The 24941-nt window shown below is 75.3% G+C and carries 20 protein-coding genes; 13 read left to right on the forward strand and 7 right to left on the reverse strand.

Translation table 11 applies throughout. The features are described from left to right. The first annotated feature begins 69 nt into the window (after window positions 1–69). Together J7523_RS01185 and J7523_RS01190 are read left to right on the forward strand one after the other, a co-directional pair. On the forward strand, window positions 70–1554 hold the full coding sequence (locus J7523_RS01185; protein WP_291881333.1) for an MATE family efflux transporter: 1485 nt from the start codon (window positions 70–72) through the stop codon (window positions 1552–1554). 121 nt (window positions 1555–1675) lie between these two features. Next, a complete protein-coding gene (locus J7523_RS01190) occupies window positions 1676–2149 on the forward strand; it encodes a hypothetical protein (protein ID WP_291881335.1) in 474 nt (157 codons plus the stop codon). A gap of 7 nt (window positions 2150–2156) precedes the next feature. On the opposite strand, the gene J7523_RS01195 is transcribed toward J7523_RS01190, so the two are convergent. Then, window positions 2157–2924: a hypothetical protein gene (locus J7523_RS01195; RefSeq protein WP_291881337.1), complete on the reverse strand. Its 768-nt coding sequence runs from the start codon at window positions 2922–2924 to the stop codon at window positions 2157–2159. A gap of 163 nt (window positions 2925–3087) precedes the next feature. On the opposite strand from J7523_RS01195, the gene J7523_RS01200 reads away from it, so the two are divergent. The 3 genes from J7523_RS01200 (at window position 3088) to J7523_RS01210 (ending at window position 5478) form a co-directional block, all read left to right on the forward strand. Continuing rightward, the gene (locus J7523_RS01200; protein ID WP_291881339.1) at window positions 3088–3489 is read left to right on the forward strand and encodes a PLD nuclease N-terminal domain-containing protein; all 402 of its coding nucleotides are present in this window, start codon (window positions 3088–3090) and stop codon (window positions 3487–3489) included. A gap of 86 nt (window positions 3490–3575) precedes the next feature. Further along, window positions 3576–4127, forward strand: coding sequence for a sigma-70 family RNA polymerase sigma factor (locus tag J7523_RS01205; protein WP_291881340.1), 552 nt, complete (start codon window positions 3576–3578; stop codon window positions 4125–4127). Continuing rightward, window positions 4117–5478, forward strand: a complete 1362-nt coding sequence (locus tag J7523_RS01210) for a hypothetical protein (RefSeq protein ID WP_291881341.1) — start codon at window positions 4117–4119, stop codon at window positions 5476–5478. The genes J7523_RS01205 and J7523_RS01210 overlap by 11 nt, the downstream gene beginning before the upstream one ends. Before the next feature lie 28 nt (window positions 5479–5506). Here J7523_RS01210 and J7523_RS01215 read toward each other — a convergent pair whose 3' ends face one another. Further along, the gene (locus tag J7523_RS01215; RefSeq protein ID WP_291881342.1) at window positions 5507–6481 is read right to left on the reverse strand and encodes an RNA polymerase subunit sigma-70; all 975 of its coding nucleotides are present in this window, start codon (window positions 6479–6481) and stop codon (window positions 5507–5509) included. An 84-nt stretch (window positions 6482–6565) separates the two neighbouring features. On the opposite strand from J7523_RS01215, the gene J7523_RS01220 reads away from it, so the two are divergent. Continuing rightward, window positions 6566–6925: a nuclear transport factor 2 family protein gene (locus J7523_RS01220; RefSeq protein ID WP_291881344.1), complete on the forward strand. Its 360-nt coding sequence runs from the start codon at window positions 6566–6568 to the stop codon at window positions 6923–6925. Window positions 6926–6940: 15 nt separating this feature from the next. Here J7523_RS01220 and J7523_RS01225 read toward each other — a convergent pair whose 3' ends face one another. Then, the gene (locus J7523_RS01225; protein WP_291881345.1) at window positions 6941–9304 is read right to left on the reverse strand and encodes an SNF2-related protein; all 2364 of its coding nucleotides are present in this window, start codon (window positions 9302–9304) and stop codon (window positions 6941–6943) included. 222 nt (window positions 9305–9526) lie between these two features. On the opposite strand from J7523_RS01225, the gene J7523_RS01230 reads away from it, so the two are divergent. The 4 genes from J7523_RS01230 (at window position 9527) to J7523_RS01245 (ending at window position 16692) form a co-directional block, all read left to right on the forward strand. Then, window positions 9527–10081, forward strand: coding sequence for a DUF308 domain-containing protein (locus J7523_RS01230; RefSeq protein ID WP_291881347.1), 555 nt, complete (start codon window positions 9527–9529; stop codon window positions 10079–10081). A gap of 181 nt (window positions 10082–10262) precedes the next feature. Continuing rightward, on the forward strand, window positions 10263–10985 hold the full coding sequence (locus J7523_RS01235; protein WP_291881349.1) for a matrixin family metalloprotease: 723 nt from the start codon (window positions 10263–10265) through the stop codon (window positions 10983–10985). 585 nt (window positions 10986–11570) lie between these two features. Continuing rightward, window positions 11571–16280 (forward strand): hypothetical protein, encoded by a 4710-nt coding sequence (locus tag J7523_RS01240; protein WP_291881350.1) that lies wholly within the window; start codon window positions 11571–11573, stop codon window positions 16278–16280. Window positions 16281–16398: 118 nt separating this feature from the next. After that, window positions 16399–16692: a hypothetical protein gene (locus J7523_RS01245; RefSeq protein ID WP_291881351.1), complete on the forward strand. Its 294-nt coding sequence runs from the start codon at window positions 16399–16401 to the stop codon at window positions 16690–16692. Window positions 16693–16845: 153 nt separating this feature from the next. Here the strand turns inward: J7523_RS01245 and mscL are convergent, their stop codons facing one another. The 3 genes from mscL to J7523_RS01260 all read right to left on the reverse strand — a co-directional run bounded on the left by mscL (window position 16846) and on the right by J7523_RS01260 (window position 18697). After that, complete coding sequence (gene mscL / locus J7523_RS01250; protein WP_291881353.1) at window positions 16846–17421, reverse strand: large conductance mechanosensitive channel protein MscL; 576 nt, start codon at window positions 17419–17421, stop codon at window positions 16846–16848. A 144-nt stretch (window positions 17422–17565) separates the two neighbouring features. Next, entirely contained in the window at window positions 17566–18258 is a 693-nt protein-coding gene (locus tag J7523_RS01255; RefSeq protein ID WP_291881355.1) for an SAF domain-containing protein, read from the reverse strand. A gap of 112 nt (window positions 18259–18370) precedes the next feature. Beyond that, window positions 18371–18697 carry an FmdB family zinc ribbon protein gene (locus J7523_RS01260; RefSeq protein ID WP_291881357.1) on the reverse strand — a complete coding sequence of 109 codons (327 nt, stop codon included), beginning with the start codon at window positions 18695–18697 and terminating at the stop codon, window positions 18371–18373. A 174-nt stretch (window positions 18698–18871) separates the two neighbouring features. Here J7523_RS01260 and J7523_RS01265 point away from each other — a divergent pair, with 174 nt between their 5' ends. Then, the gene (locus tag J7523_RS01265) at window positions 18872–21439 is read left to right on the forward strand and encodes a penicillin acylase family protein (protein WP_291881358.1); all 2568 of its coding nucleotides are present in this window, start codon (window positions 18872–18874) and stop codon (window positions 21437–21439) included. A gap of 13 nt (window positions 21440–21452) precedes the next feature. Here J7523_RS01265 and J7523_RS01270 read toward each other — a convergent pair whose 3' ends face one another. Next, on the reverse strand, window positions 21453–22088 hold the full coding sequence (locus J7523_RS01270) for a 5-formyltetrahydrofolate cyclo-ligase (protein ID WP_291881359.1): 636 nt from the start codon (window positions 22086–22088) through the stop codon (window positions 21453–21455). A 169-nt stretch (window positions 22089–22257) separates the two neighbouring features. Between J7523_RS01270 and J7523_RS01275 the strand changes: the two genes are divergently transcribed. Next, entirely contained in the window at window positions 22258–23646 is a 1389-nt protein-coding gene (locus J7523_RS01275; RefSeq protein WP_291881361.1) for a UTP--glucose-1-phosphate uridylyltransferase, read from the forward strand. 55 nt (window positions 23647–23701) lie between these two features. Beyond that, entirely contained in the window at window positions 23702–24937 is a 1236-nt protein-coding gene (glp, locus tag J7523_RS01280) for a gephyrin-like molybdotransferase Glp (RefSeq protein ID WP_291881363.1), read from the forward strand. Window positions 24938–24941: the final 4 nt, after the last annotated feature.

The following is a 24941-nucleotide window of genomic DNA, read 5'->3' on the forward strand; positions in this document are numbered from 1 at the left end:
TCGGAAGACGACGCGATCGCCGCAGGCCACCGCGGACGTCCCCCTGTCCCTCCGTTTCCGGAGTCCGCTGTGCCCAAGGTCCTCACCGCCGGTCGCCCCTGGCGCGTCATCGTGCTGTTCGCGGTGCCGCTGCTCGTCGGCAACGTCGTCCAGCAGCTGTACCAGGCGGCCGACGCCCTCGTCGTCGGCCGGGTGCTCGGCGTCGACGCGCTCGCGGCCGTCGGAGCGACGGGCAGCCTGCTGTTCCTGCTGCTCGGCTTCGCGTGGGGCCTGACCTCGGGCTTCGGCATCCCGACCGCGCAGGCGTTCGGCGCGGGCGACCACGCGGCCGTGCGCCGGTCGGTCGCCGCCGGGACCGTGCTGTCGGCCGCGACGAGCATGATCCTCACCGTCGGGGCACCGCTCCTGGCCGGCCCGGCCCTCCGGCTTCTGCAGACGCCCGAGGAGCTGCTGCCGCAGGCGACGACGTTCGCGGTCGTCAGCCTGCTCGGCGCGAGCACGATCGTGTTCTTCAACTACCTGTCGTCGATCATCCGGGCCATCGGCGACTCCCGCACGCCGCTGGTCTTCCTCAGCGTGAGCTGCGCGCTCAACGTCGTGCTGGTCGTCGGTGCCGTGGGCGTGCTCGGCACGGGCGTGGCCGGCGCCGCACTGTCGACCGTCGTCGCGCAGGCCGTGTCGGTGACGCTGTGCCTTGCGTACGTGCGGCGACGGGTACCCGTGCTGCACGTGCACCGCGAGGACTGGCGGGTCTCGCGCACGGACCTCGGCCGCCACCTGCGGCTCGGCCTCCCGATGGGCTTCCAGGCGTCGATCATCGCGATCGGCACGCTCGCGGTGCAGGTGCGCCTCAACGAGCTCGGGGCCGACGCGGTCGCCGCGTGGACCACGGCCGTCCGCGTCGACGGGCTCGCCGTGTTCGTCCTCGCGTCGCTCGGCATCGCGGTGTCGACGTTCGTCGCGCAGAACCTCGGCGGCGGGCGCCCCGACCGCATCCGGGTCGGCGTGCGGCAGGGGTCGTGGATCTCCGTCGCGGTCTCGCTCGTGCTCGGCCTGATCGTGGTGTTCGGCGGGCCGACGATCGTCGCGCAGTTCGTCGGCGACGGCGAGCAGCAGGTCGTCGACATGGCCGCGCACTACCTGCTCGTCAACGGCGTGCTGTACGCGATCCTCGGGGTGCTGTTCGTGCTGCGCGGCGCCCTGCAGGGTCTCGGCCACACCGTCGTCCCCACCGCGACCGGCGTGATCGAGCTGGCGTGCCGGCTCGTCGCCGCCGGGGTGCTCGGCGCGGCGTACGGGTTCGACGGCGTCGTCTGGGGCAACCCCCTCGCGTGGATCGGTGCCGTGGTGCTGCTCGTGCCCTCCTACGCGGTCGCGCAGCGCCGGCTCGGGTCGCACCGCGCGGCCACCGAGGTGTCGACCGTCCCCGGTGAGGGGCCCGTCGGCGGCCCCGCGGTCATGGAGGCGCTCACCGGCGACGTCCTGCCCGCGCCGTACCCGGCGCCCGACGGCTCGGACGTGGCCGTCGTCGCCGAGGAGCGTGTCAGCAGGTAGACGGGTCGCTCGGGGACCACCCTGAGCGGACGCTCCCTCGGGTCGGGGACCTCCCGGAACTGCCCCGGGTGTTCGCCGGGAGGACAGGCGCCGTACGCCGCGCGCCCCTAGCGTCGGCGGCGTGATCGTCGTCGTCCTCGTGCTCCTCGGCCTCTGGGCCGCCTCCGCCGCGCGCGCCCTCGGCGAGACGGTCGCGGCCGCCGCGACGTCCGAGACCCGGCATGCGCGCCGGACCCTCCCGTGGTCCGTCGCCGCGCTCGTCGCGGCCACCGTGGCGTACGTGGTGCTGGTGCCTGCCGGTGGTCCCGGCACCGCGCTGCTGCCGCCGCTCGTCGTCGCGGTGGCGGGTGGTGCCGCGCTCGTGGCACGGCAGGCGCTCGCGGACGGTCGGCCCGACAGGGCCGTGCCCGCCGTCGCCGTCTCGGTGGCGACACCCGTCGTCGCCGTCGGGGTGCTCGTCGCTGCCGGGTCGGGCCTCTCCGGGGCGGGGCTCGTCGTGGCGCTGCTCGCGGGCGCGGCGCTCCTCGGGGCGGCTCGCGCGCGGGCGGTCGACGGGGGCCGCGTGGCGGCCGTCGCGCGGCGGGCGGGTCGCTAGACGGAGGTCAGGCGTCCCAGCCGAGCCGTCGCGCGACCGTGTCCGCGGCCTGCGACGGGAACGCGTCCCAGCCGGGCTCGAGCACCTCGCGAGCGAGCCGGTGCAGGTCGCGGGCGGCGTCCTCGACGGGCCGGGCGAGCGCCGCCCCGACGCGTGCGCCGATCTCCGGGTAGGCCGCCTCGAACCGTCGGGCCGGGTCGATCCGCTCCGGGTCCAGGGGCGACGGCACGCGCTCACGGATCGCCCGGACGAGGTGCTGGGTCGCCCACTGCCGCACGAGCTGCCCGCCGCTGAGCACCTCGCCGCGGCGCGCCCGGCCGACGCCCAGCAGCACCTTGACGAGGAACAGCGCGGTCTCGTTCGCCGGGTCGAGGGCCGCCTCGCGCGACGCGCGCGCGTCGGACGCCGCGACGAGCCCCGCGATCGACCCGTCGTCGAACACCACCCGGTGGTGCACCACCGCGACGCCGTCGAGCTCCGCGGCGGTCGCGACGGCGAACTCGAGCACGTGCCCGTCGCGGTACAGCACCGAGAACCCGATCTCCCCTTCGCGGGCGAGCGCGACGACGTCGTCGACGTCCGGCAGCCAGGCCCGGACGTCCCGCACGTCGCCGCCCGCGCCGGGTGCGGCCACGACGAAGAAGTCGTGGTCCGACCACTCGTCGCGACGGTGCGCCTCGGCGGCGGACCCGAGCAGCACGAGCCCGACGACACCGGGCTGCGATCGGGCGGCGCGGGCGAGCGCGTCGGTCCGCTCGTCGAACGTGGGGGCCATGCCGGGATGCTGGCCGACCAGGGCCTGCGGGCCCGGGACGTGCGGCGGCGTGTCCGATCAGGTGATCCTCGGCCCGAACCCCGGACGTGGACGCGGTGTCGGCGCTAGCGTTCCGGCCGGTCCCGTCGGCGTCGTGCCGCCGGGCGCGAACCGGGGAGCCCGCGTGATCCGTCTGCTGCCGTACCTGCTCGAGATCGGCATGCTCGTGTACTGCCTCATCGACTGCGCGCAGACGGACAGCGCGAGCGTCCGGAACCTGCCGAAGATCACCTGGGTGTTCCTCATCGTGATCCTTCCGGTCGTCGGGGGCATCGCCTGGCTCGTCGCGGGACGGCCCGAGCAGCGCCGCACGAGGAACGTGCCGTGGCCCTCGACCGCGACGGCGGGCTTCCCCGAGTACGAGCGGCCGCGCCGGTCGTCGCCCGACGACGATCCGGAGTTCCTCGCCGGCATGCGCCGCTCCGACCAGAAGCACGAGGAGATGCTCAAGGCCTGGGAGGCCCAGCTGCGCGAGCGGGAGAGCCGGCTCGCCGACGACAAGGAGCCGCCCGCCGACGGCCGCTGAGACTCGCGACGGAAGCCGCCCCCAACCGCGCACGGGGCGGCTTCCGTTGTCTTCCCGACAGGTCGGTGCGCGGGCGAGGAGCACGGGTGGGCAGCTGGGAGCCGTTGCTGGAACGGGTGGTGCGCGAGCGCTACCCGCGTCTGGTCACGCACGCGATGCTCGTCGCGGGATCGTCGGCCGACGCACAGGACCTCGTGCAGGAGGCGCTGATCTCGACGTTCTCCGGCCGTGCCCGGTTCGGGTCCGTCGAGCAGGCCGAGGCGTACGTGCGGCGCGCGATCGTGTCGCGCGCGGTCGACGAGTGGCGGCGGCGCGCGAGCGAGTCGCGCACCACGCGACGGGTCGCCGGCCTGGCCGTCGCACCCGTCGTCGTCGAGGAGCGCGGGCCCGGCGCCGACATGCTCCGGGCGCTCGCGACGCTCAGCCCCCGCGAGCGCGCGTGCGTGGTGCTGCGGCAGCTCGACGACCTGTCCGTCGCGGACACCGCCGCGCAGCTCGGCCTCAGCGAGGGGGCCGTCAAGCGGTACACCGCCGACGGCATCGCGCGGCTCAACGCCGTGCTCGGCAGCACCGCCGGCACCGTCGAGCGGATCAGCGTGCGGCAGGTCGACACCGTGGAGGTGCGAGATGGCCAGTGACCTCGACGCCCTGCTCCAGCGTGCTGCGGGCGACATTGAGCGGCAAGTGCCGGGGGCCCCGGACCCGGTGCTCGGCTCGGTGCGCCGGGTCGTGCGGCACCGGCGGGCGCGGCGGCACGCCGTGGAGTCCGTGGCGGCGGTCGCCGGTGTCGCGGTGATCGGCGTCGTCGCATGGCTCGGAGCCGTGCGGGGCGCACCCGCGCCAGCCCACACGCCGAGCCCGTCGCCGACCACGACGTCCACGCCGACGCCCACATCGCCGACTGCCTCCTCGGCCCCGACCGCGACCGTCGCGCTCCCGACCGCACCGGCCGACGACGCCGCCGGCATCGCCCGCGTGCTGTCGCCCACCACCGGCGAGACGTGGCAGGAGCCCGTCGAGGACACCGCCGTGGCGTCCCGGCTCACCGCGTTCGAGGGGCAGCGGGCGTTCCTGGTCGGTCACCGCGGCGGCGCGAAGATCTACGCGCTCGTCAACACGGAGTGGCCGTCCTCGGACGTCGAGGGCCTGTATGAGATCGCGGGCGAGCGGATCGCGCTCGTCGCGTGCCCGACGTCTGCCGACCGGTGCAGCCGACGCGGCGACGGCACGTACGAGCAGCCCGGCGTGACCATCGACAGGACGACCCGGTACGAGTCGCTGACCGTGCCCACCGCCATCCGGGTGTCCCCGACGTTCGGCGTGACCACCACAGGCGCCATGGCGGTCACCTGGCGAAGCGTCTACGGCGACGGCGCCGCCATGCTGGGCTACGTGCCGCTCGGGTACCAGGTCACGGGCGACGCCCGGACCCTGCGCCAGATCGGCGGCGCGAAGCTGGTCGAGGTGCGGTCACCGGCGCTCGGCGAGGTCGCCGGGCTCACGCCGCTCCACTACGCGTACGTGACGCCGATGGGGAGCGCCTACCTGCTCGAGCCGAGCGACGTCCCGGTCGCTCACCCGGGGACGTTCACCTGGGACGACGGCGTCGCCCGCCCGTCGGCGGAGACCGCCGGCGGCGGGTCCGTGGCGCCCGGCTCCCAGGGGTGCTTCGCCTCGCTCCTGGCGGTCGAGGAGCACCACGTCGACGCCGACTGGCGTCCCGCCGGCACGGCGCTCGACGGTCGCCGGGTCTACGTGCCCGTGCCGGGCGGCAACGCGGTGTCGCGTGCCGTGTTCGCGCACGCGCGGGACACCAGCTTCACGTTCGACGACGAGCTCGAAGACTTCGTGCAGGGGGCTGCGGCGTACCCGTTCACCGAGCAGCAGTTCCTCGACCACGATGCGCTGTACGCGGTCCAGGGGCTCGACGACGAGTGGTTGCTGGGGCTGCGGAGCGACGCGCAGGCGACGGTGTACGAGTGCGCATGACCCACGGGGCCGCGCCCGCGGGAGGTGGTCACGGCCGCGGGCACGTCATGTCGACGACCCGGGCGAGCCGGTCGTCGAGGAACCGCGTCGCGGACACGAGGTGCCCGGAGCGCGTCGTCAGCACGTAGACGCCGCCGGGTATCTCGTCCGCACCGCCCGACATCGTGCCGACGAACGCCGGCCCGCCGTTCGCGCGCACCTCGGTGAGGGTGAGGCGGCGGCCCGCACGCCAGTCGTGCGCGGCCCGCAGGAAGGCGCCCACCGACGCGCGCCCGCGGTACACGTGCGGCAGCGGCGGCATCGCGAGCCAGCCGTCGTCCGTCAGGAGCGCGACGACGCCGTCGACGTCACCGTTCTCGAGCGCCCGGGCGAACCGGTGCGCCACCATGAGGTCGACCTGCCGGTCGGTGCGCGGCTGGTCCCGATCCCGCCGCGCGAGCGTTGCCCGCCCGCGCTGCAGCAGCCCTTTGACGACCGTCGGCGTCGTCCCGGTCATCGCGGCGATCTCGGTCTGCGCGTACCCGAGCACGTCACCGAGGACGACGACCGCGACCTGCCGCGGTGGCAGCACCTGCAGCGCGGCGACGAACGCGAGCGCGATCGACTCGGTCGCGTCGTACCGCGCCGCCGGGCCCGGCTCGACGGGCTCGTGCGGCAGCCATGCGTCCGGGTACGGCTGCAGCCACGGGACGTCGGTGCGGTCGTCGGGCGGCGGCGCCTCGAACGGCAGCGCGACCTCGCGCGGGCGGCGCCGCCCGGTGCGGAGCACGGTGAGACAGCGGTTCGTCGCGATCGCGTACAGCCACGTGCGGACGGACGCGTGACCCGCGTACCCGGTCAGCCCGCGCCAGGCGGACACGAGCACCTCCTGGAGGGCGTCGTCCGCGTCGTCGAGGGATCCGAGCATGCGGTAGCAGTGGACGTGCAGCTCGCGCAGGTGCGGTGCCACGAGGTCGGTGAACGCGCCCTCGTCGCCCGCGCGCGCCGCGTCGAGCATCGTCATGGCACGGGACCGTACGAGACCGTTCCGACACGCGCGCGGCCGGCGTCGGTACGGGTGACGCACCGACACACCACAGGAGGACGCATGACCGCCGCAGCCCTGCAGACCGCCCTCGACTACCACCGGGCGTGGAGCAGCCACGACCTCGACGCCGCGATGGCGCTCGTCGACCCGGGCATCGTGTGCGACGCCCCCGCCGGACCCGTCGTCGGCCGCGACGCGTTCCGTGCGTTCATGGGCCCGTTCGCCGCGATGACGACCCGCACCGAGGTGCTCGCAGCGTTCGGGGACGACGGGACCGCGGTGGTGCTCTACGACACCGAGACGACGCTCGTCCCGCACGCGCCGGGCGCCGAGCGGGTCGAGGTGACCGACGGGTTGATCACCCGCATGACGATCGTGTTCGACCGGCTCCCGTTCGCGCAGGCGCGCGCGGCGGGCTGACCCGCGGCCGTGCGGTCACGGCTCGGGCGCGGGCTCCGATGCGGCGACGGGCTCCGCGGAGGCCTCGTCGACGCCGTCGGGCAGGGTCGGCCCGGCCCCGTCGCCCCGCGCGTCCCACACCGGCCCGTACCCGAGCCGCGCCTGCTCGGCGGCCACGACCTCCCGGGCGAGCCGCGCCTCCGTAACGTCGACGGCGTGCACGGACGACGCGGCGAGCGCCGAGTCGCGCACGTACTCGTCGAACACGCGCCGCTTCCCGTCGAGGATCTCGGTGATCCGCTCGTCGACCCCGTCCTCGGCGAGCAGCCTGTGCGCCCGCACGCTACGGACCTGGCCCATGCGGTGCAGCCGCGCGATGGCCTGCGCCTCGGCGGCGGGCGTGAGCTGCGGCTCGCACAGCACGGCGACGCTCGCGGCCTGCATGTTGAGCCCGACGCCGCCGGCGGTGATCTGCGCGATCAGCACGGCGTCGGGCCCGGCCACGCCGAACGCGTCGATGATCGCCTGCCGCTCGTCCGCCGGCACGGATCCGGTGAGCGGTCCGAACACCGGCACGCCCGCGGCGCGCAGCGAGGCGTCGACGACGGCGATGACGTCGCGGAAGAACGAGAACACCACAGTCCGGTGCCCGTTCTCGCCGGCGTCCTCGACGATCTCCAGCAGCCGGCCGAGCTTCGCGGAGTCGCGCGGGTCGGGCGTGAGGAACGCCGCCCGGCGCATCGCCATGAAGTTCCCGCTCGCGACGGCCGCCCGGTACGCCACCTCGCCGGCGGAGGAGAGGTCCTCCCACTCGTCGACGAGCACGAGCTCGGGCAGCTCGACGAGCACGTCGCGCTGGTTGCGTCGCAGGTAGACGGGGGCGACGGCCTCCCGGAACGCGTCGCCGCCGACGAGCCCGAGGTGCGACGGGAACCCGTCCGCGACGTTCGGCTGCACGAGCCGGACGAGCTCGACGAAGTCCTCGAGCCGGTTGTCCATCGGCGTCCCGGTGAGGAGCAGCACGCGCCACGTGGTGTCCGTCCACGCACGCACCGCGCGTGTCCGGCGTGCCGCCGGGTTCTTCACGTAGTGCGCCTCGTCGACGACGACCATGCCGAGCTCGTCGACGCCGAGCCCACCGTCCTCGCCGGGCAGCGGCAGGTGCGCGAGCCCCTCGAACGTCGTCACGCCCACCCCGCCCTGCGTGACCCACGCGCGGATCGCCGCGTCACGGTCGGCGCCGTGCAGCCGGTGCGGGGTCAGTGCGGAGTGCTCGGCGACCTCCCGCACCCAGTTGACCAGCACGCTCGCCGGGCAGACGACGAGGAAGTGCCGCTCACCGCTCGCGGCGAGGTGCGTCATCGCCGCGATCGCCTGCACGGTCTTCCCCAAGCCCATCTCGTCGCCCAGCAGCGCTCGCCCTTGGTGCAGCGCGAACCGGGCGCCGAACTCCTGGTACCCGCGCAGCTGCACCCGCAGGTACGACAGGTCGAGCGGGTGCTCCGCCACGCGGTCGGCCAGCTCGGACGTGAGCATGCCCCGCGCCGCCAGCACGTTGACGGCCGACGGGACGATCGTCTGCAGCTCGGAGTAGTACGTCGCGGACCGGCGCTCGAAGTCGTCCCACAGCGCGCTCGACGGCGCGTCGGGCTCGGCCGTCGCGCGGCCCAGGTCGTCGACGGTCCGCCGCAGGTCCGTCGACGCGAGCCACGGCTCCCACGCGCGGAGCTGCGCGAGCGCCGCCAGCGACTGCTGTCTCGTCGTCGGGCGGGAGAACGCGAACCGCAGCCGGGACGCGGCCCGCGACGCGCGGGGGAGCAGCCGCCGCACCGACGCCGCGTAGTCGGTCAGGCGGGAGCGCTGCGGCTCGACGAGCGGGCGCAGGCGCATCGCCCGGTGCAGCAGGCGCAGCAGCTCGACGGTGCCCGCCGAGTCGGGCCGGCCCCGGTCGTCGAGCTCGATCCGCACGTGCGTGCCCGCCCGGACCGCCTCGGCGAGCTGCTCGACGGCCGCGACGACGCTGCGAGCGGTCTGCGCGCCGACGCCCGGCACCGCGTCGAGCTCGGCGGCGTCCTTGCCGAGCAGGTCCGCGACCGACGTGTACCCGGCGGCGGCCAGCGCGGACAGCCGCAGGTTCTTCTCGGTCATGTCGCCGAGCCGGTCGACGTCCACCTGCGCGAGCTCGGCCCGGACGCGGGCCTCGCGGTCCTGCGCGACGAGCGCCGCGACGCCGACCGTCGTCGCGTCCATGACGTCGAGGACGGCCTGCGCGGCGGCGGCGAGCGCGCGGTGGTCCTCGACGACCGCGCGCGCCCGCGGTCCAGGGGGCGTGCCGGCGGGCGCGTCGGCCGGTGCGTCGTCCCGCGCGTCGTCCGGCGGGCTCGGTGGCGTGCCGCTCACCCGCAGGAGGATAGGCCGACGGGTCCCGGTCCGGTGCCCCGGTGACCGGCGGCGACGCGCCCGTTCCGCCCGATCTGCACCGGGTGTCGTCGTGCCGCCGTCCTCCGGCGTGTCGGGCCGCTAGGGTCGCGACTGACGGGCGCCGACAGGTTCCTGACCGGGGGCCGCAGCGCACCGTGCACCACCGGGACCTGGGCGGATGCCCGAGGGGATGTGGGTGTCATGACCTCCACCGTGGTGGTCGAGCGACGACGGACGGGCCTCGACGTCGTGCTCGGCGTGATCCTGATCGTCGCCGGCATCGTGCTGCTGGGCGACGTCGCCGTCGCGACGAAGATCTCGATCTGGCTCATCGCCTGGACCACGCTGATCAGCGGCATCCTGCTGCTGATCGGCGCCCTGCTGAGGATCCGGTCCGGTGGTGCCCTCTGGGCCGCCGTCGGCGGCGCGATCCTCACCGCGATCGGCGTGTTCATCCTCCGGAACCCGGAGATCGGCGCGCTCACTCTCACGCTGCTCGCGGGTGCGCTGTTCTTCACGGGCGGGCTCGTCCGCATCGTCATGGCGTTCCAGGCGGACCGGTACAAGGCGCTGCTGGCCATCGGCGGCCTGGTGTCCCTTGCGCTCGGCATCTGGGTGCTCGTCGACCCGCAGTCCGCCACGGTCAAGCTGCTCGGGCTCCTGCTGGGGATCCAGATCCTCGTCGAGGGCCTGACGCTCGCGACGCTCGGCCGGCTGCGCATCCGCAAGGCGGGGCCGACGGCCGACCCGGCCTGACACCGCCCCGCTGGTTCCATGCACACCTGACACCGCCCGCTGACCCGCCTCGGCCCGGCGCCCGCGCCCCGGGCCGAGGCGGGCGCGCGCCCCGCTCCACCCGCCCGGCGGATCAAGTGGGCCGTGCCGCGCGCCGATCCTTCCCGTCGACGACGACGTCGACCGGGACGGGGAACGGCACGTGCACCACGGCTGGCCATCGGCGCGCACGCGGCTGCGCCACCGGTCCGTGCTCGGTGCCCTGTCCGCCGTCCTGGCCGCGACGGCGACCACGGGCACCGCGCTGCCGCCCGACGAACCCGCGCCGCCTGTGCCGAGCACCGCGGCCGCGCCGTACGCCCTCCTGCACGTCGACCAGCACGGCCACGTCGCCCGGTGGGACCCGTGCACCACCATCAGGGTCCGGGTGAACCACGCGGACCCGCGCGCGCCCGCCGACGCCGAGGCCCTCGTCACGTCGGCCCTGCTGCGGCTCGAGGTGGCCTCGGGCCTGCACCTCGAGCTCGTCGGCGACACGACCTACCTGCCGTACGCGGACACCGGTGTGCGCGAGCCGGATGCCGACCTCGTGATCGCGTGGACGGACGCCGCGACCGTGCCGGCGCTCGCCGGGGGCGTCGCGGGGCAGGGCGGCGCCGTGTGGTCGACGACGCGGTCGGCCTCGCGCATCTGGCGCGCGCACCTCGTGCTCGACGTCGACGACGCGCTCGTCCCCGGGTTCGCGCCCGGACGCTCGGTCGGCACGGCGTTGCTGCACGAGCTGGGCCACGCCGTCGGGCTGACCCACGTCGACGACCCCCGGCAGGTCATGGCGGCCGGGCTGGGTGACGCGTCGCGGCCGGTGTTCCAGGCGGGCGACCTCGCCGGCCTGCAGCGGGTCGGAGCGGCGGCGGGCTGTTTCTGACGGACGTGCCGTCAGCCTGTCGTCCGACGTGCCGCGACGCGCTGACCAGCGGCTCTGCGCCCCTCGTGCCGCCGCGTCGAGGTCGGCCCGCGGTGAGCCCGGCGGACGTTCCCGGCGTGCCTGGTGCGGCCCTCCGGGCGCCCTGGAATCCGTTCGTGTGAATCACCCTGGACAGAGGGCCTGGACGTTTGACCAGAAGCCGTCCCGTGCCTCACACTCGTACTCGACGGTGCGCATCGCCTGCCCCCTGCGCGGTGCGCACCGTTTCTACGTCCGAGAGCGGGACGGGTCCTCGAGATCCGTCCCGCTCTTGCGTTCCGTGGGTCCACGGACCGCGGGCGGGACTCCCGTCCGGGCGTCGCAGGCCCGCACGATCACGCGTTCCCACGCGGTTCCCACACCCGACCGGGGGCTCGTCGTCGCGGCACGCCGACGCCCACCCGGCACGTCCGGGCGAACCTCGCGGCGCGCGGCGCGCCACCCGCGCACGCCCCGGAGCGTCCGGTTACCGTTCGCAGGGTGACCGTCCCCGCGCGCACTCCCGGCACGGGAACCGACCCGGCTCCCGCGACCGAAGCGACCACGATGACCGACCCGACCGACGGCGAGCGGGTGGTGTCGCTCGTCGCGCCCCCGTCGTCCTCGGAGATCCTCGAGGGGGCCATCGCCGCGTGGCGTGCCGCGCTCGTCGAGGCTGCGGGCGGGTCGACGCTCGTCGACGTCGAGCTGCTCGGCGAGGCCGCGCTCGACCTCACGGCCGCGCACCCGTCGGGCATGGCCCAGCTGTTCGCGGGCCGGGCGACCCGGCTGTCGAACCTGGTCCGCGAGGGCGCAGCCCTGTCGACGGCCCGCCGCCGCGCCCGAGCGGTCGGTGCCCGCGCCGCCGTGTACGCGCACCGGTACGGCATCGCCCCGACGTCGCTCGCGATCGGCGTCGCCACCTGGACCGAGCGCACCACGCCCTTCGTCGCGGCGGACGACATGGCCGCGCTCGCGTCGGTGACCCGGCAGGCGCCGCGCCCCGACGAGGCGGACGCGGGCCGCCCCGCCCCGCGCACCGTCCGCGCCCCGGTGCTGCTGCGGCCCGTGACCCTGCGCGCCCGCGGCACCGGTGAGGCGGACTACGAGCTCGCCCTGGAGCCGTCGCTCGAGGTCAACCCGGTGCTCGCGCGCGCCCTGCGCAGCCGTGGAGCACTGCTCGACCCCGGTGCCGTCGCCCGCGGCGCGTTCACCGGCTCCGGCTTCGACCCGCGGGCCGCCCTGCAGCGGCTCGCGTCGCTCGGCGAGGCCGTGCTGGAGGACTTCACGCTCACCGAGCGGGTCGTCGTGGGCACGTTCGTCCACCCCGGTCAGGTGCTGGTCGACGACCTCGACAACCTCACCGGGACGCTCGGCCACCACGAGCTCGTCGCGGCGCTCGCGGGCGTCGACGAGCAGCGCGAGCGCCTGCGTCGTCGGCTCCCGCCGCCCGTCACGGGTGACCGCGACCCGGGCGTCGAGCGCGGCGTCGGGGACCTCGATCCCGCCCAGCAGCACGTGCTCGACGTGCTCTCCACGGGCACGCACCTGTTCGTCGACGCCCCCGCCGGCTCGGACGTGACCGGCACGCTCGCCGCCGTCGTGGCCGACGCCGCGGCGTCCGGCCGGACCGTGCTCTACGTGCCCGGGCACCGGCGAGCCGCGACGGCTCTATCCGACCGGCTCTCGCAGCTCGGCCTCGGCGACCTGCTGCTCGACGTGGCCCCCGAGGCCGGGTGGCGGACCGCCGCGTCCCGCCGGCTGCTCGGCGCGATGACCCTCGAGGCCCCCGCGATCGACGTCGACGCCGTGCACACGCTGCGCGCCCGGCTCGTCGCGAGCCGCGAGCGGCTGCGCGGGTACGTCGACTCGCTGCACGTCCCGCGCGAGCCGTGGGGCGTGTCGGCGTACGACGCGCTCCAGCAGCTCGCCCGGCTCACGTCGGCGCGCCCGGCGCCCCGGACCACGGTCCGTCTCGACCCGGACGTCGCCCGCGTGCTCGACGAGGAGCGGCGCGCCGAGCTCGCCGCGGACCTCGTCAAGGTCGGCGAGCTCGGCGCCTTCAAGGTCCGCCCGACGGACACCCCCTGGTACGGCGCCGACCTGCGCACGCCCGCCGACGCCGACGTCGTGGTCCACCGCCTCGACCGGCTGCTCGACGGCGCGTTGCCGGCGCTCGTCGAGCGCACCGCCCAGGTCGCCGCGGAGACCGGCCTCACGCAGGCGACGTCGCTCGCGACGTGGGTCGAGCAGCTGCGCATGCTCGACGGCGTCCGCGGTGCGCTCGACGACTTCCTGCCCATCGTGTTCGAGCGCACCGCCGCCGACCTCGTCGCCGCGACCGCGAGCCCGCAGTGGCGCGAGGAGCACGGCGTCGCGATGGGCTACTGGCTGCGGCGCCGGCTGCGCAAGCAGGCCAAGGACATGGTCCGGCCCGGCCGCCCCGTCGCCGACCTGCACACCGCGCTGCTCGAGGTCCAGGCGCAGCGCGAGGTCTGGCAGGCGCACTGCCCGGCCGGCGGCTGGCCGCGGCTGCCCGACGCGCTCGAGCAGATCGAGGAGGAGCAGCAGGCGCTGAGCCTCGACATCGCGGCGCTCGACGAGGTGCTCGCGACGACCCCCGCCGGTGCGGGCCTGGCCGCCCTGCCGTTCGACGCGCTCATCGAGCGGCTGACGCGCCTGCGCGCCGACACCAGCGCGCTCGAGACGCTCCCCGCCCGCACCGGCCTCCTGCACCGCCTGCGTGGTGCCGGCCTCGGTGCGCTGCTCGACGACCTCGCGACGCGCCGCGTCGACCCCGCGATCGGCCCCGCCGAGCTCGACCTGGCCTGGTGGAGCACGGTCATCGAGCAGATCCTCACGGCCGACCCGTCGCTCACCGGGTACGACGGCACCGCGCTCGGCGGCCTGTCCGCGCAGTACGCGGCCCTCGACCGGCAGCACGTCGCCTCCCTGTCGGGGCCGGTGCTCACGGCCGTCGTCGGGCACGTGTCCGCGACGCTGCGCCAGCACCGCGAGCAGGCCGAGTCGCTGTTCGCCGAGCTCGTCGAGGAGCGGCTGACGTCGCTGCGCGACACGTTCGCCCGGCACCCCGAGGTCGCCCGCCGGCTGCGTCCGGTGATCGCCGCGAGCCCGATGCTCGTGCCGCAGGTGCTGCCCGCGACCCGCACGGTCGACCTCGTCGTGCTCGACTCCGCCGGGCACCTGTCCGTCGAGATGGCGCTCGCCGCCATCGCCCGCGGACGGCAGGTCGTCGTCATCGGCGACGCCCGCTGCGCGTCCGGCACCGCCGTCCAGGACCTCGCCGAGATCCTCCCGACCGTCGCGCTGCACGCCGGCGCGTCCCGCCGCGACCCGTACCTCACGGCGTTCCTCGCCGCGCACGGTTACGCCGGGGTGCTCGTCCCGACGCCGCTGCCGCAGAACACGCCGCTCGTGCGGCTCGACGTCGTCGACGGCACGGGCATGCCCGACGCGTCCGGCGCCGTCGCGTCGACCCGCACCGAGGTCGAGCACGTCGTCGAGCTCGTGCTGCACCATGCCCTCACGCACCCCGACGAGTCGCTCGCGGTCGTGACCCCCTCGCCCGCGCACGCAGAGGCCGTGCGGGAGGCCGTGCTGTCGGAGGTTCGCGGCAACCCGGCGCTCGCCGCGTTCTTCGACTCCGGTCGCTCCGAGCCGTTCGCCGTCACCGACCTCGCCGGGGTCTCCGGGCTGCGGCGCGAGGCGATCATACTGTCGCTCGGCTACGGCCGGACCCCGCACCGCCGCGTGCTGCACACGTTCGGCCCGATCAACGAGCCCGGCGGCGACGCCCTCCTGCTCGACGCGCTCGGGTCCAGCAGGCACCGGCTCGTCGTCGTCGCGTGCTTCGGGGCCGACGACCTCGACCCCGAGCGCATGCGCGGCGCCGGCCCTCGACTGCTGCGCGACCTGCTCGACTTCGCGGCCCGCCGTGGCGCCGGGGAGACCGGTGAGGACCTGGTCGCGGTCGCGTCCGACGAGGAGACCGACAGCCCCTCCGACGGCCGGGCCTCGACGGCCGCCCCTGCTGCCTCGTCCCGGACCGGCGCGACGCCCGCGGTCGCCGGCGCGCAGACCGGCGCGACGCCGGTGGTCACGGCCCGGACCGGTGCGACTCCGGTGGTTCCTGCGACGGCGGACGGCGACGCGTCGTCCGCCACGGACGGCACGCCCACCACCTCCGACGGCGCGCCGGTTCGGGTGTCGACCGGCGTGATCCCGGCCGTCGGACGACGCACCGGCGCGACGCCCGTGGTCCGTGTCGCGACGGGTGTCACGCCCGTCGTCGGTGCGCCCGAGGTCGTGCCGACGCCGTCCGACGAGCCCGACCGCCTGCTGCTGGACCTCGCTGAGCGCCTCTGGCGGCACGGCCTGGTCGTCGAGGTCGACCACGGCATCCCCGGCGGCACGCGCATCCCGATGGTCGTCGGCCACCCCGACGCACCCGGCGAGCTGCTCGTCGCCGTCCTCACCGACGACGACGCGTACGTCGCCGAGCCGTCCATCCGGGTCCGCGAGCGCCTCATGGCCGACCGCCTCGAGCGGCTCGGCTGGTCGGTGCTCCGCGTGTGGTCGGCGGCCGCGTTCCTCGACCCGCAGGCCGAGGTCGACCGCATCCGCCGCGCCGTGCACGCCCGCGTCCCGGCCCCCGCGACGCCGCGCACCGCGCCTCTGGTCCTCGGCGTCCCCGACGCGATCGTCGAGCCGGACGAGCCCGAGGAGCTCCCCGCGGCCACGGGCGCGACGGCGACGGTCCACGGTGCCACCGGTGCGACCCCGCCGGTCCGAGTGACGACGGGCGTGATCCCGGCCGTTCGTACGGCGACGGGCGCGGCGCCCGACGATGCTGCGGCGACCGACGCGGCGCCCGACGATGGTGCCGCGACCGACGCGGCGCCCGCCCTCACGCCGGGCTCGGCGACCGGAGCCGCGCCGGTTGTCGCCACGTCGCCGACGGTGGACGCGGGAGACGCCCCGACCGACGTCGACGAGCCGACCGACGAGAAGCCTCGTGCGGTGCAGCTGGCGCTCGCGGTCCCGACCCGTCCGCGCCCGGACGTCCGCAGCGGCCTGCCGATCGGCGCCTACAGCGACGACCAGCTCGACGAGCTCGTCGGCTGGCTGATGTCGGACGGCGAGGAGCGCACGCGCGACCAGCTCGGTGCGGCGCTCCGCAAGGAGCTCGGCATCACCCGCCGCTCGTACCGCGTCGACACGGCGGTCCGCTCGGCGATCACCCGCGCACTGCGCTGACGCGGGCCGTGGCCGGTGACGCAGGCCCGGTGCTCTGCCGGCGCCTACTGAGGCACACGTGTGCGGGGCACGGGTCCGGGGGGGAGGTCGCCGGCGCGCCGGGTGGGATCATCGACGCATGACCCCGCCGCCCGCCGCCGATCGCCCGACCGGCAAGGCCCCGCGTCGTGCCGTCCGCCGGGCGGGGACGGTCGGGAACGACGACACAGTCCTCGTCTCGACGCTTCCGGCGTTCCCCGCGCAGGACGCACGAGCGACGACCACGGGCCCGGCCGCGTCCGAGGCGACGTCGACCGGCACGCCCGACCCGGCGGTCGCGGTCCGCAGCGCCGACGACTCGGACGTGGGCTGGGGCGGCAGCGACGACTCGAACGACGACCGCCTCCACCGGGACAAGCCGCCTCACTGGTGACGAGCCGCGCCCCTGGGTGACGAGCCGTCGCACCGCGGACGAGCCGCGCCGCTGGTGACACGCCCCACCGCTGGTGAGACGCCCACGGGTGGCGCACCGCGGCAGCCCGTCAGGTGCGTGGCGGTCCGACGGAGACCGTCGGGCGAACGACCGTCAGACGCGAGGTGCCGGCGGTGCCGCCGGGGGCGGTCCGTCCGGACTCGTGGCGTCGGTACCGGTGCCCGTCGGCCCGGTGCCGGCGTCGTTGAGCACGGCGGGCGTGGGCCGGGCGGCGAGCAGGTCGCGGATCTCCTGCAGCAGCAGGATGTCCTCGGCCGGCGCGGCGGGCTCCTCCTCCTCACCGCGCTTGCGACGTGCGGCCATGGCGTTGAGGGGCAGCACGATGAGGAAGTAGACCGCCGCCGCGGTGAGCAGGAACGTGAGCAGCGCGTTGAGGATGACGCCGACCTTGATCGGTGCCGCGTCGATGCTGTCGTTCCACGTGTAGGGACCGATGTCCCACAGCTCGCTGAGGTCCGGCTTGCCGAAGATCCAGCCGATGAGCGGGCTGATGAACGCTTCGTTGATCGAGGCGACGACCGCGCCGAAGGCGGCACCGATGACGACGCCGACGGCCAGCTCGATGGCGTTCCCGCGGGAGATGAAGTCCTTGAACCCCTGGAAGACCTTCGGCAGGCCGGAAAGTCGCTCCCCGGCGCCTCGCAGACCGGTGGTGATCGCGTCAGTCACGTCGTCCCCTTGCTGGTCAGGTGGGTCGTCCGGTGCCGGGGGCGGCCCTGCTGGTGCCGTACCGCGCGCGGTGGCTCGTCCGGATCGTCGGTCCGCCGATCATCCGGCACGCGACGGGGACCGGGCAATCCCGCGCGAGCAGGCTCACGGCACCACGACCGGGGAGAGCAGCGCGGACGCGGCGGCCCCGGCGAGCGCGGTCGCCTCGTCGGGCGCCACCGCGAGCAGCACCGGTGGCGGGTCGGTCGTCCCGGGGGCACCGAGAAGTCCACCGTCGCCGGTCGTGCCTGAGGCGACGGGCACGGGAAGCACGAGCGCGCGGACCGCGACCCTGCCGTCGACTGCCCCTTCGGGGGTCGCGGCCACGACGTCCACGTGCAGGCCGGGCCGAAGCAGTGCGGCGACGGCGGGGTCGGCGAACCGGATGGCCGCGACCACGGTTCCGGCAGGTCCGTGCACGTCGTCGGGCACGAGCAGGCCCGCCACGACGGGCACCCCGGCGCCGACCGGGACGGCCGTCGAGGCGCCGACGACGGACGACGACCGGCCGAAGGGGCGCGCCGGTGCCGCGGCGGTGGGGACGTGCCGGACCTCGAGGTCGGACGCCGTGAGCGTGGTCCCGGCGTCGAGGTCGCGCGCCGCGACGACCACGGGCACGGTCACGGGCGACGGCGGACGCAGCGCCGAGGTCACCGCGGCGGCGGCGACCCCGAAGCACGCCGCGGCGAGCAGGAAGCGGACGCGCCATAGGACGGCGCGCCACCGCAGCGACGTCGGCGCCCGACGGGTAGCGGACGCGCCGGGCGCGTGAGCATGCAGCAGACGGTCGTGAGGCATGCCCGGACGCTAGACGCGGTCGGGCGACCGGGACGCCGAGACCTCGGCCTCACGGTGACCCGGGAGAACTGTCGCGGGGCTGTGGACGTCTCGGGTGCGTGGGCCGGCAGCGTCAGGCGGACGCGGCAGGGGCCGACACGGCGCTCGACGACGACGACGCCCCAGCGGCCGCGGGCGTGCTCGAGGCCGACGACGACGTGCTGGCCGACGACTCCGACGCCGTCGACGCGGGGATCGACGAGCTCGTCTTCGACCCGGACCCGGACCGCGCGTCGTTGCGGTAGAAGCCGGACCCCTTGAACACGACGCCCACCGACGAGAACACCTTGCGCAGTCGTCCCTCGCACTCGGGGCAGACCGTCAGGGAGTCGTCGCTGAACGACTGCTGGATCTCGAAGGCGTGGCCGCACGCCGTGCACGCGTAGGCGTAGGTGGGCACTGGGTCTCCTGACACTCTTCCTGCTGGTCGGGCCGTCGACGGCCGAGGCCGGGCATCTGGCACTCGCGTCGTCCGAGTGCCAATCGTAACGGTTCGGTCGCGCGGGGCATTCCGCCGGCGTCCGGACGAGCGTGCGGGACGAACCCGTCAGGTCGGCCCAGTACCCTCCGAAGCGTGCCTCGTCGTCGCCTCGTCCGTCTCTCCGTCATCGGCATCGCCGCACTGCTGGTCCTCGGGCTGGTCGCGACGTCGGTCGCGGCCGTCGTCGTCATCCGGCGCCCGCTGCCGGAGGTGTCCGGCGAGGTGTCGATCCCGGGCCTCGACGACACGGTGACGGTCACGCGCGACGAGCGCGGCGTGCCCACGATCACGGCGACCACGTCCGACGACCTGTTCCGCGCGCAGGGCTACGTCGCCGCGCAGGACCGGTTCTTCGAGATGGACTACCGCAGGCACGTGACGTCGGGACGCCTGTCGGAGCTGGTCGGCGAGAACAAGGACGCGCTCGACGCGGACAAGGTGATCCGCACGTTCGGGTGGCGCCGGGTCGCCGAGCAGGAGTGGGCCCTCGTCGACCAGCGCACCCGGGACGCGCTGCAGGCGTACGCGGACGGCGTCAACGCCTACCTCGAGCCGCGCGACCCGTCGCAGATCGCCGTCGAGTACTCGGTGCTCGGCCTGCAGGTCGACACGCAGAAGCCGGAGCCGTGGGACCCGGTGGACTCGCTTGCGTGGCTCAAGGCCCTCGCGTGGGACCTGCGCGCGAACTACGACGACGAGATCGACCGGGCCGTCACGTACGCGTCGGTGCAGGACGTGGCTCGCGTCGACCAGCTCTTCCCCGCCTACCCGCAGGACATGAACCAGCCGATCCTCGGTGTCGGCGACGTCCTCACGTCCGTGCAGCCGACGGCGGCGCAGGCCGGCGTCGACCTCGCGGACGACGACCTGCAGCGGGCCCTGTCGTCGGCGCAGCGCGCGCTGGACGCGGTGCCGCACCTGGTGGGCGACGGTGCGGGCCTTGGCTCGAACTCGTGGGTGGTGTCGGGCGAGCACACCGAGTCGGGCGACCCGATCCTCGCGAACGACCCGCACCTGGGCATCTCGGCGCCGGGCATCTGGGCGCAGGTCGGCCTGCGCTGCGCGCCCGTGTCGTCGGCGTGCCCGTACGACGTCGCGGGCTTCGCGAACGCGGGCATGCCGGGTGTCGTCATCGGGCACGACGCGCACCTCGCGTGGGGTCTGACGAACCTCGGCGCGGACGTCACGGACTTCTTCCTCGAGCGGGTCGACGGCGACACCACCGTGGTCGACGACCACACGGCCCCGGTCACGCAGCGCCAGGAGACCATCAAGGTCAACGGCGGCGACCCCGTCCGGATCACCGTCCGTGAGACGGTGCACGGGCCGATCGTCTCGGACGTCCTGGACCTCGACGAGGTCGGCCACTCGCCGACGTCGGGCGGGACGTCGCGCTTCGAGGTCGCCCTCGCGTGGACGGCCCTGCAGCCCGGTCACACGGCCGACGCCCTGCTGGCGATGAACACGGCTCGCGACGCCTCCGACGTGGCGGCCGCGGCGGCGCTGCTCGAGGTCCCGGCGCAGAACATCGTCTTCGCGACGACCGACGGGCACATCGGCTACCAGGCTCCGGGCCGCATCCCCGTGCGCAACCGCGTCGTGGCCGGCCCGGTGCCGTCGGACGGCTCGTGGCCGCGTCCCGGCTGGGACAGCGCGTACGACTGGCAGGGCTTCGTCGACCCGACGACCATGCCGCACACGCTCGACCCGGCTGACGGGTTCGTCGTGGCCGCGAACCAGGCGGTGACGCCGGCGGGCGTCGGCCCGTTCCTCACGGGGGACTGGGACTACGGCTACCGCGCGCAGCGGATCCGCGACCGGCTCACGGCGATGGTCGAGCAGGACCACAAGATCACGGTCGCCGACATGAGCACCCTGCAGCTGGACCAGCGCAACCCGTACGCGGAGGTGCTGGTGCCGACGCTGGTCGGCCTGCACATCGCCAACGACTACGACGACGACGGCCAGGACCTGCTCCGCAGCTGGGACCTGGTCTCGAGCGACGACTCGGCGGCGGCCGCCTACTTCTCCGCGGTGTGGGCGACGGTGCTGCGGCTCGCGTTCGCCGACGACCTGCCGGACGGCCACGAACCGACGGGCGACTCCCGCTGGCTCGAGGTGGTGCGGCGGCTGCTCGACGACCCGTCGTCGCCGTGGTGGGACGACAAGTCGACGCCCGGTGTCGTGGAGGGCCGTGACGAGGTGCTCACCCGCGCGATGGTCTCGGCGCGGCGCCAGCTCACGCAGCAGCTCGGGCGTCAGGCGACCGACTGGCGCTGGGGGCAGCTCCACGTCGCGGCCCCGCAGCACGCGGTGCTCGGCGGCGACTCGGTGCCGTGGCTGGTCCGCCGGCTCGTCAACCCGACGCCGATCGAGGTGGGCGGCGGCTCGTCGATCGTCGACGCGACGTCGTGGGACGCGAGCTCCGGGTCGTACGAGGTCACGTCGGCCCCGTCGATGCGGATGGTCGTCGACCTGGGTGACCTGGACTCGTCGACGTGGGTGAACCTCACGGGGACGTCGGGCCACCCGGCGAGCGTGCACTACACCGACCAGTTCGACGCGTGGGCGCACGGCCGGACCTTCCCGTGGCCGTTCACGCCGGCCGCGACGAACGCGGACGCGACGGACCGGCTGACCCTGACGCCGGCGAAGCCCTGAGCGGGGGCGGGTGTCAGCCGACCGGCTGCCACCCGTCGGGCGTCGCGACGACGTCGACCGTCCGGTCGTGCCGTTCGCGCGGCAGCGGCCGCACGGACGCGTCGTAGACCTCTTCGGGGAACACGACGGCGACCACGAGCACGCCGTCCCGGGCGTGCTCGAGCGCCCGGTCGTACCACCCGCCGCCCTGCCCGAGCCGGGCGCCTGACGTGTCGACCGCGAGCGCGGGGGCCACGACGACGTCGGCGTGCGCGATCGCGTCCGCCCCGAGGGTCGGGGTGCCCGGCTCGGGCGGCCGCCCGGGGGCCCGCTCGCGCAGGTCGTCGGGGCCCGCGTACTCGGCCCAGTCGCGGCGCAGCCCGGAACCGAGCACGGGCAGCAGCAGCCGGACGCCGCGGCCGGCGAGCGCCTCGAGCAGGGGACCGGTGCCGGGCTCGGTGGGGCGCGCCGCGTAGACGGAGACGCAGCGCGCGGAAGCGACGGCCGGGATGGACGTGACGACGTCGGCGAGCGCGACCGCCGCGGCCTCCCGTCGTCGGGGGGGCCGCTGGGCGCGCGCCTCCCGGATCGCCCGCCGCAGCCGGTCCTTCACGTCCTCGACCTCGTCCCCCTCGGAGACGCGCGGATAGGGCTGGGCGACGCTGCTCATGCCTCCAGTGTCGCAAACACTGCGCAAAGCCGACCATGACCAAGGTCTGTGAACGTCTCGTGACATCTCGGTGGGCCATCGGCCGCCCACCTGCGGCAACGGACAAAGGTCACAAACCGCGTGACGCACGCCACTGCGTCCCACGACCGGACCTGCCTAGCATCGCCGCATGAGCGCCCACGGACTCGCACAGGCCCAGCGCAAGATGACCGAAGGGGAGGTCCACCCCACCGCCATCGATGTCTTCTCCCGCTTCTACGGACTCCTGGAGTCCGGTGAGACCGGGGTGATCGCCGAGCGCGACGTCGCCCCGCTGACCGACGTCCCGCACCTCACCGACCTCGACGTCCCCGACGACGTCGCCCGCGACGCCCTCGCCGTGACCGCGGTGATCAAGCTCAACGGTGGTCTCGGCACCTCGATGGGCATGGACCGCGCCAAGTCCCTGCTCCGGGTCCGCGACGACCGCACGTTCCTCGACGTCATCGCCGGCCAGGTCCTCGCGGCCCGCGCCACCACCGGCGCCCGCCTCCCGCTCGTCCTCATGAACAGCTTCCGCACGCGCGACGACAGCCTCGCGGCCCTCGCCGCCTACCCCGACCTCGCCGTCGACGGCCTGCCGCTCGACTTCGTCCAGAACCGCGAGCCCAAGCTGCGCGCGGACGACCTCACCCCGGTCGAGTGGCCGGCCGACCCGGACCTCGAGTGGTGCCCGCCGGGCCACGGCGACCTGTACACGGCGCTGTTCGCGTCGGGCGTGCTGCAGGCGCTGCTCGACGCCGGCTTCCGGTATGCGACCGTCTCGAACTCCGACAACCTCGGCGCCGCGCCGGACGCGCGGATCGCCGGCTGGTTCGCGCAGTCGGGCGCACCGTTCGCGGCGGAGGTCGCGCGTCGCACGCCCGCCGACCGCAAGGGAGGCCACCTCGTGGTGCGCACGGCCGACGGCCGCATCGTGCTGCGCGAGTCGGCGCAGACGCTGCCGGAGGACGCCGACGCGGCGGGCGACATCGAGCGCCACGCGTACTTCAACACCAACAACCTGTGGCTCGACCTGCGGGCCCTGGCCGACGAGCTCGCGCGCACCGGCGGCGTGCTCGACCTTCCGCTCATCCGCAACGAGAAGACGGTCGACCCGAGCGACAAGACGTCGACCAAGGTCGTGCAGATCGAGTCCGCGATGGGTGCCGCGATCGAGGTGTTCGACGGCGCGGCCGTGCTCGAGGTGGACCGCTCCCGCTTCCTGCCCGTCAAGACGACGAACGACCTGCTCGTCCTGCGCTCCGACGTGTACCGGCTGGAGGACGACAGCCGGCTCGTCGCACAGGTCGCGGCGCCCTTCGTCGACCTCGACGACGACCACTACAAGACGATCGCAGCGTTCGACGCGCGCGTGCCGTCGACCCCGTCGCTCGTCGACGCGTCCTCCCTGCGGGTGCGCGGCGACTGGACGTTCGGCACGGGCGTCGTCGTGACCGGCGACGCCGTGCTCGCGGACCCGGGCGCGCCGTCGCGGGTGCCGGACGGCGCGAAGGTGGGGCCGGACGGCATCGCCTGACCCCTCGTGCGCGGCCCGTGCCGCCTGACCTCGGCGGGCGGGGCAGAATGCGCGCATGAGATCGGTCCAGGACCACCTGGCCGCGGTGCTCGCCGCCGTCGGCCCGGTCGCCCCTCTCGACGTCGTGCTGCACGACGCCGTCGGCTGCATCCTCGCGGCCGACGTCGTCGCGCGCACCGACGTGCCCGCCCTGTCGCTCGCCGCCCGCGACGGGTACGCGGTCGCGGCACACGACACCGCGGCCGCCGGGTACGCGAGCGACCACGCGCTGCCCGTCGCGCACGACGTCCGGCCCGGTTCGGGCCGCCCTCTGCGCCTGGTCCCCGGGCAGGCCGTGCGCGTCGCGTCGGGGGCGCCGCTCCCGCTCGGAGCCGACGCCGTCGTGCCGCTCGAGGAGACGGACCGCGGGGCCGCGCGCGTCGCGATGCAGCGCCCGGCGGTCGCCGGCCAGCACGTGCGGGCCGCCGGGTCCGACGTCCGGGCCGGTGCGGTGGTGCTCGAGGCCGGCACGCGGCTCGGCGCGCGCCAGCTCGCCCTCGCGGCCGCGCTCGGCAGGGGGCGCCTGCGGGTGCACCCGACACCGCGTGTCGTGCTGCTGTCGGTCGGCGACGAGCTCACCGAGCCGGGTACGTCGGGCACCGACGAGTCGACCGTGTTCGAGGTCGACGGGCACGCGCTCGAGGCGGCCGTCCGGGACGCCGGCGCCTCGCCCGTGCGCGTCGGGATCCTGCCCGACGACCGTGCGACCCTCCGCGAGGCCCTCGAGGACCAGCTCGTCCGCGCCGACCTGATCGTCATCACCGGCGGCCTGTCCGAGCTCGCGCACGACACCGTCAAGGACGTGCTCGCACCGCTCGGCACCGTGCGGCTCGACCAGGTCGCGATGGTGCCCGGGCAGCGGCACGGGTTCGGCGCGGTCGGCGACGAGCTCGGGCGCGACCGCGCCGTGCCGATCTTCGCGCTGCAGGGCAACCCCGTCGCGGCGCAGGTGTCGTTCGAGGTCTTCGTCCGGCCCGCGCTGCGCGCCATGGCCGGGCACACCGAGCTGTTCCGCCCCTCCGTCGCGGCCGTCGCGACGACCGGCTGGGTGTCGCCGCCGGGGCTGCGCCAGTTCGTCCCGGCCACCGTGCTCGGCTCGCCCGACGAGGGGTACCGCCTGACGCCCCTCGGCGACCCGACCGCGCCGAGCGTGCACGCCCTGTCGCAGGCCAACGCGCTCGCGGTCGTCGGCGAGCAGGACCTCACCGTGCACCCGGGGCAGGTCGTCCACTGCCTCGTGCTGGAAGGCTGACCCT

The sequence above is a fragment of the Cellulomonas sp. genome, assembly GCF_017744555.1.
Lineage (GTDB): Bacteria > Actinomycetota > Actinomycetes > Actinomycetales > Cellulomonadaceae > Cellulomonas.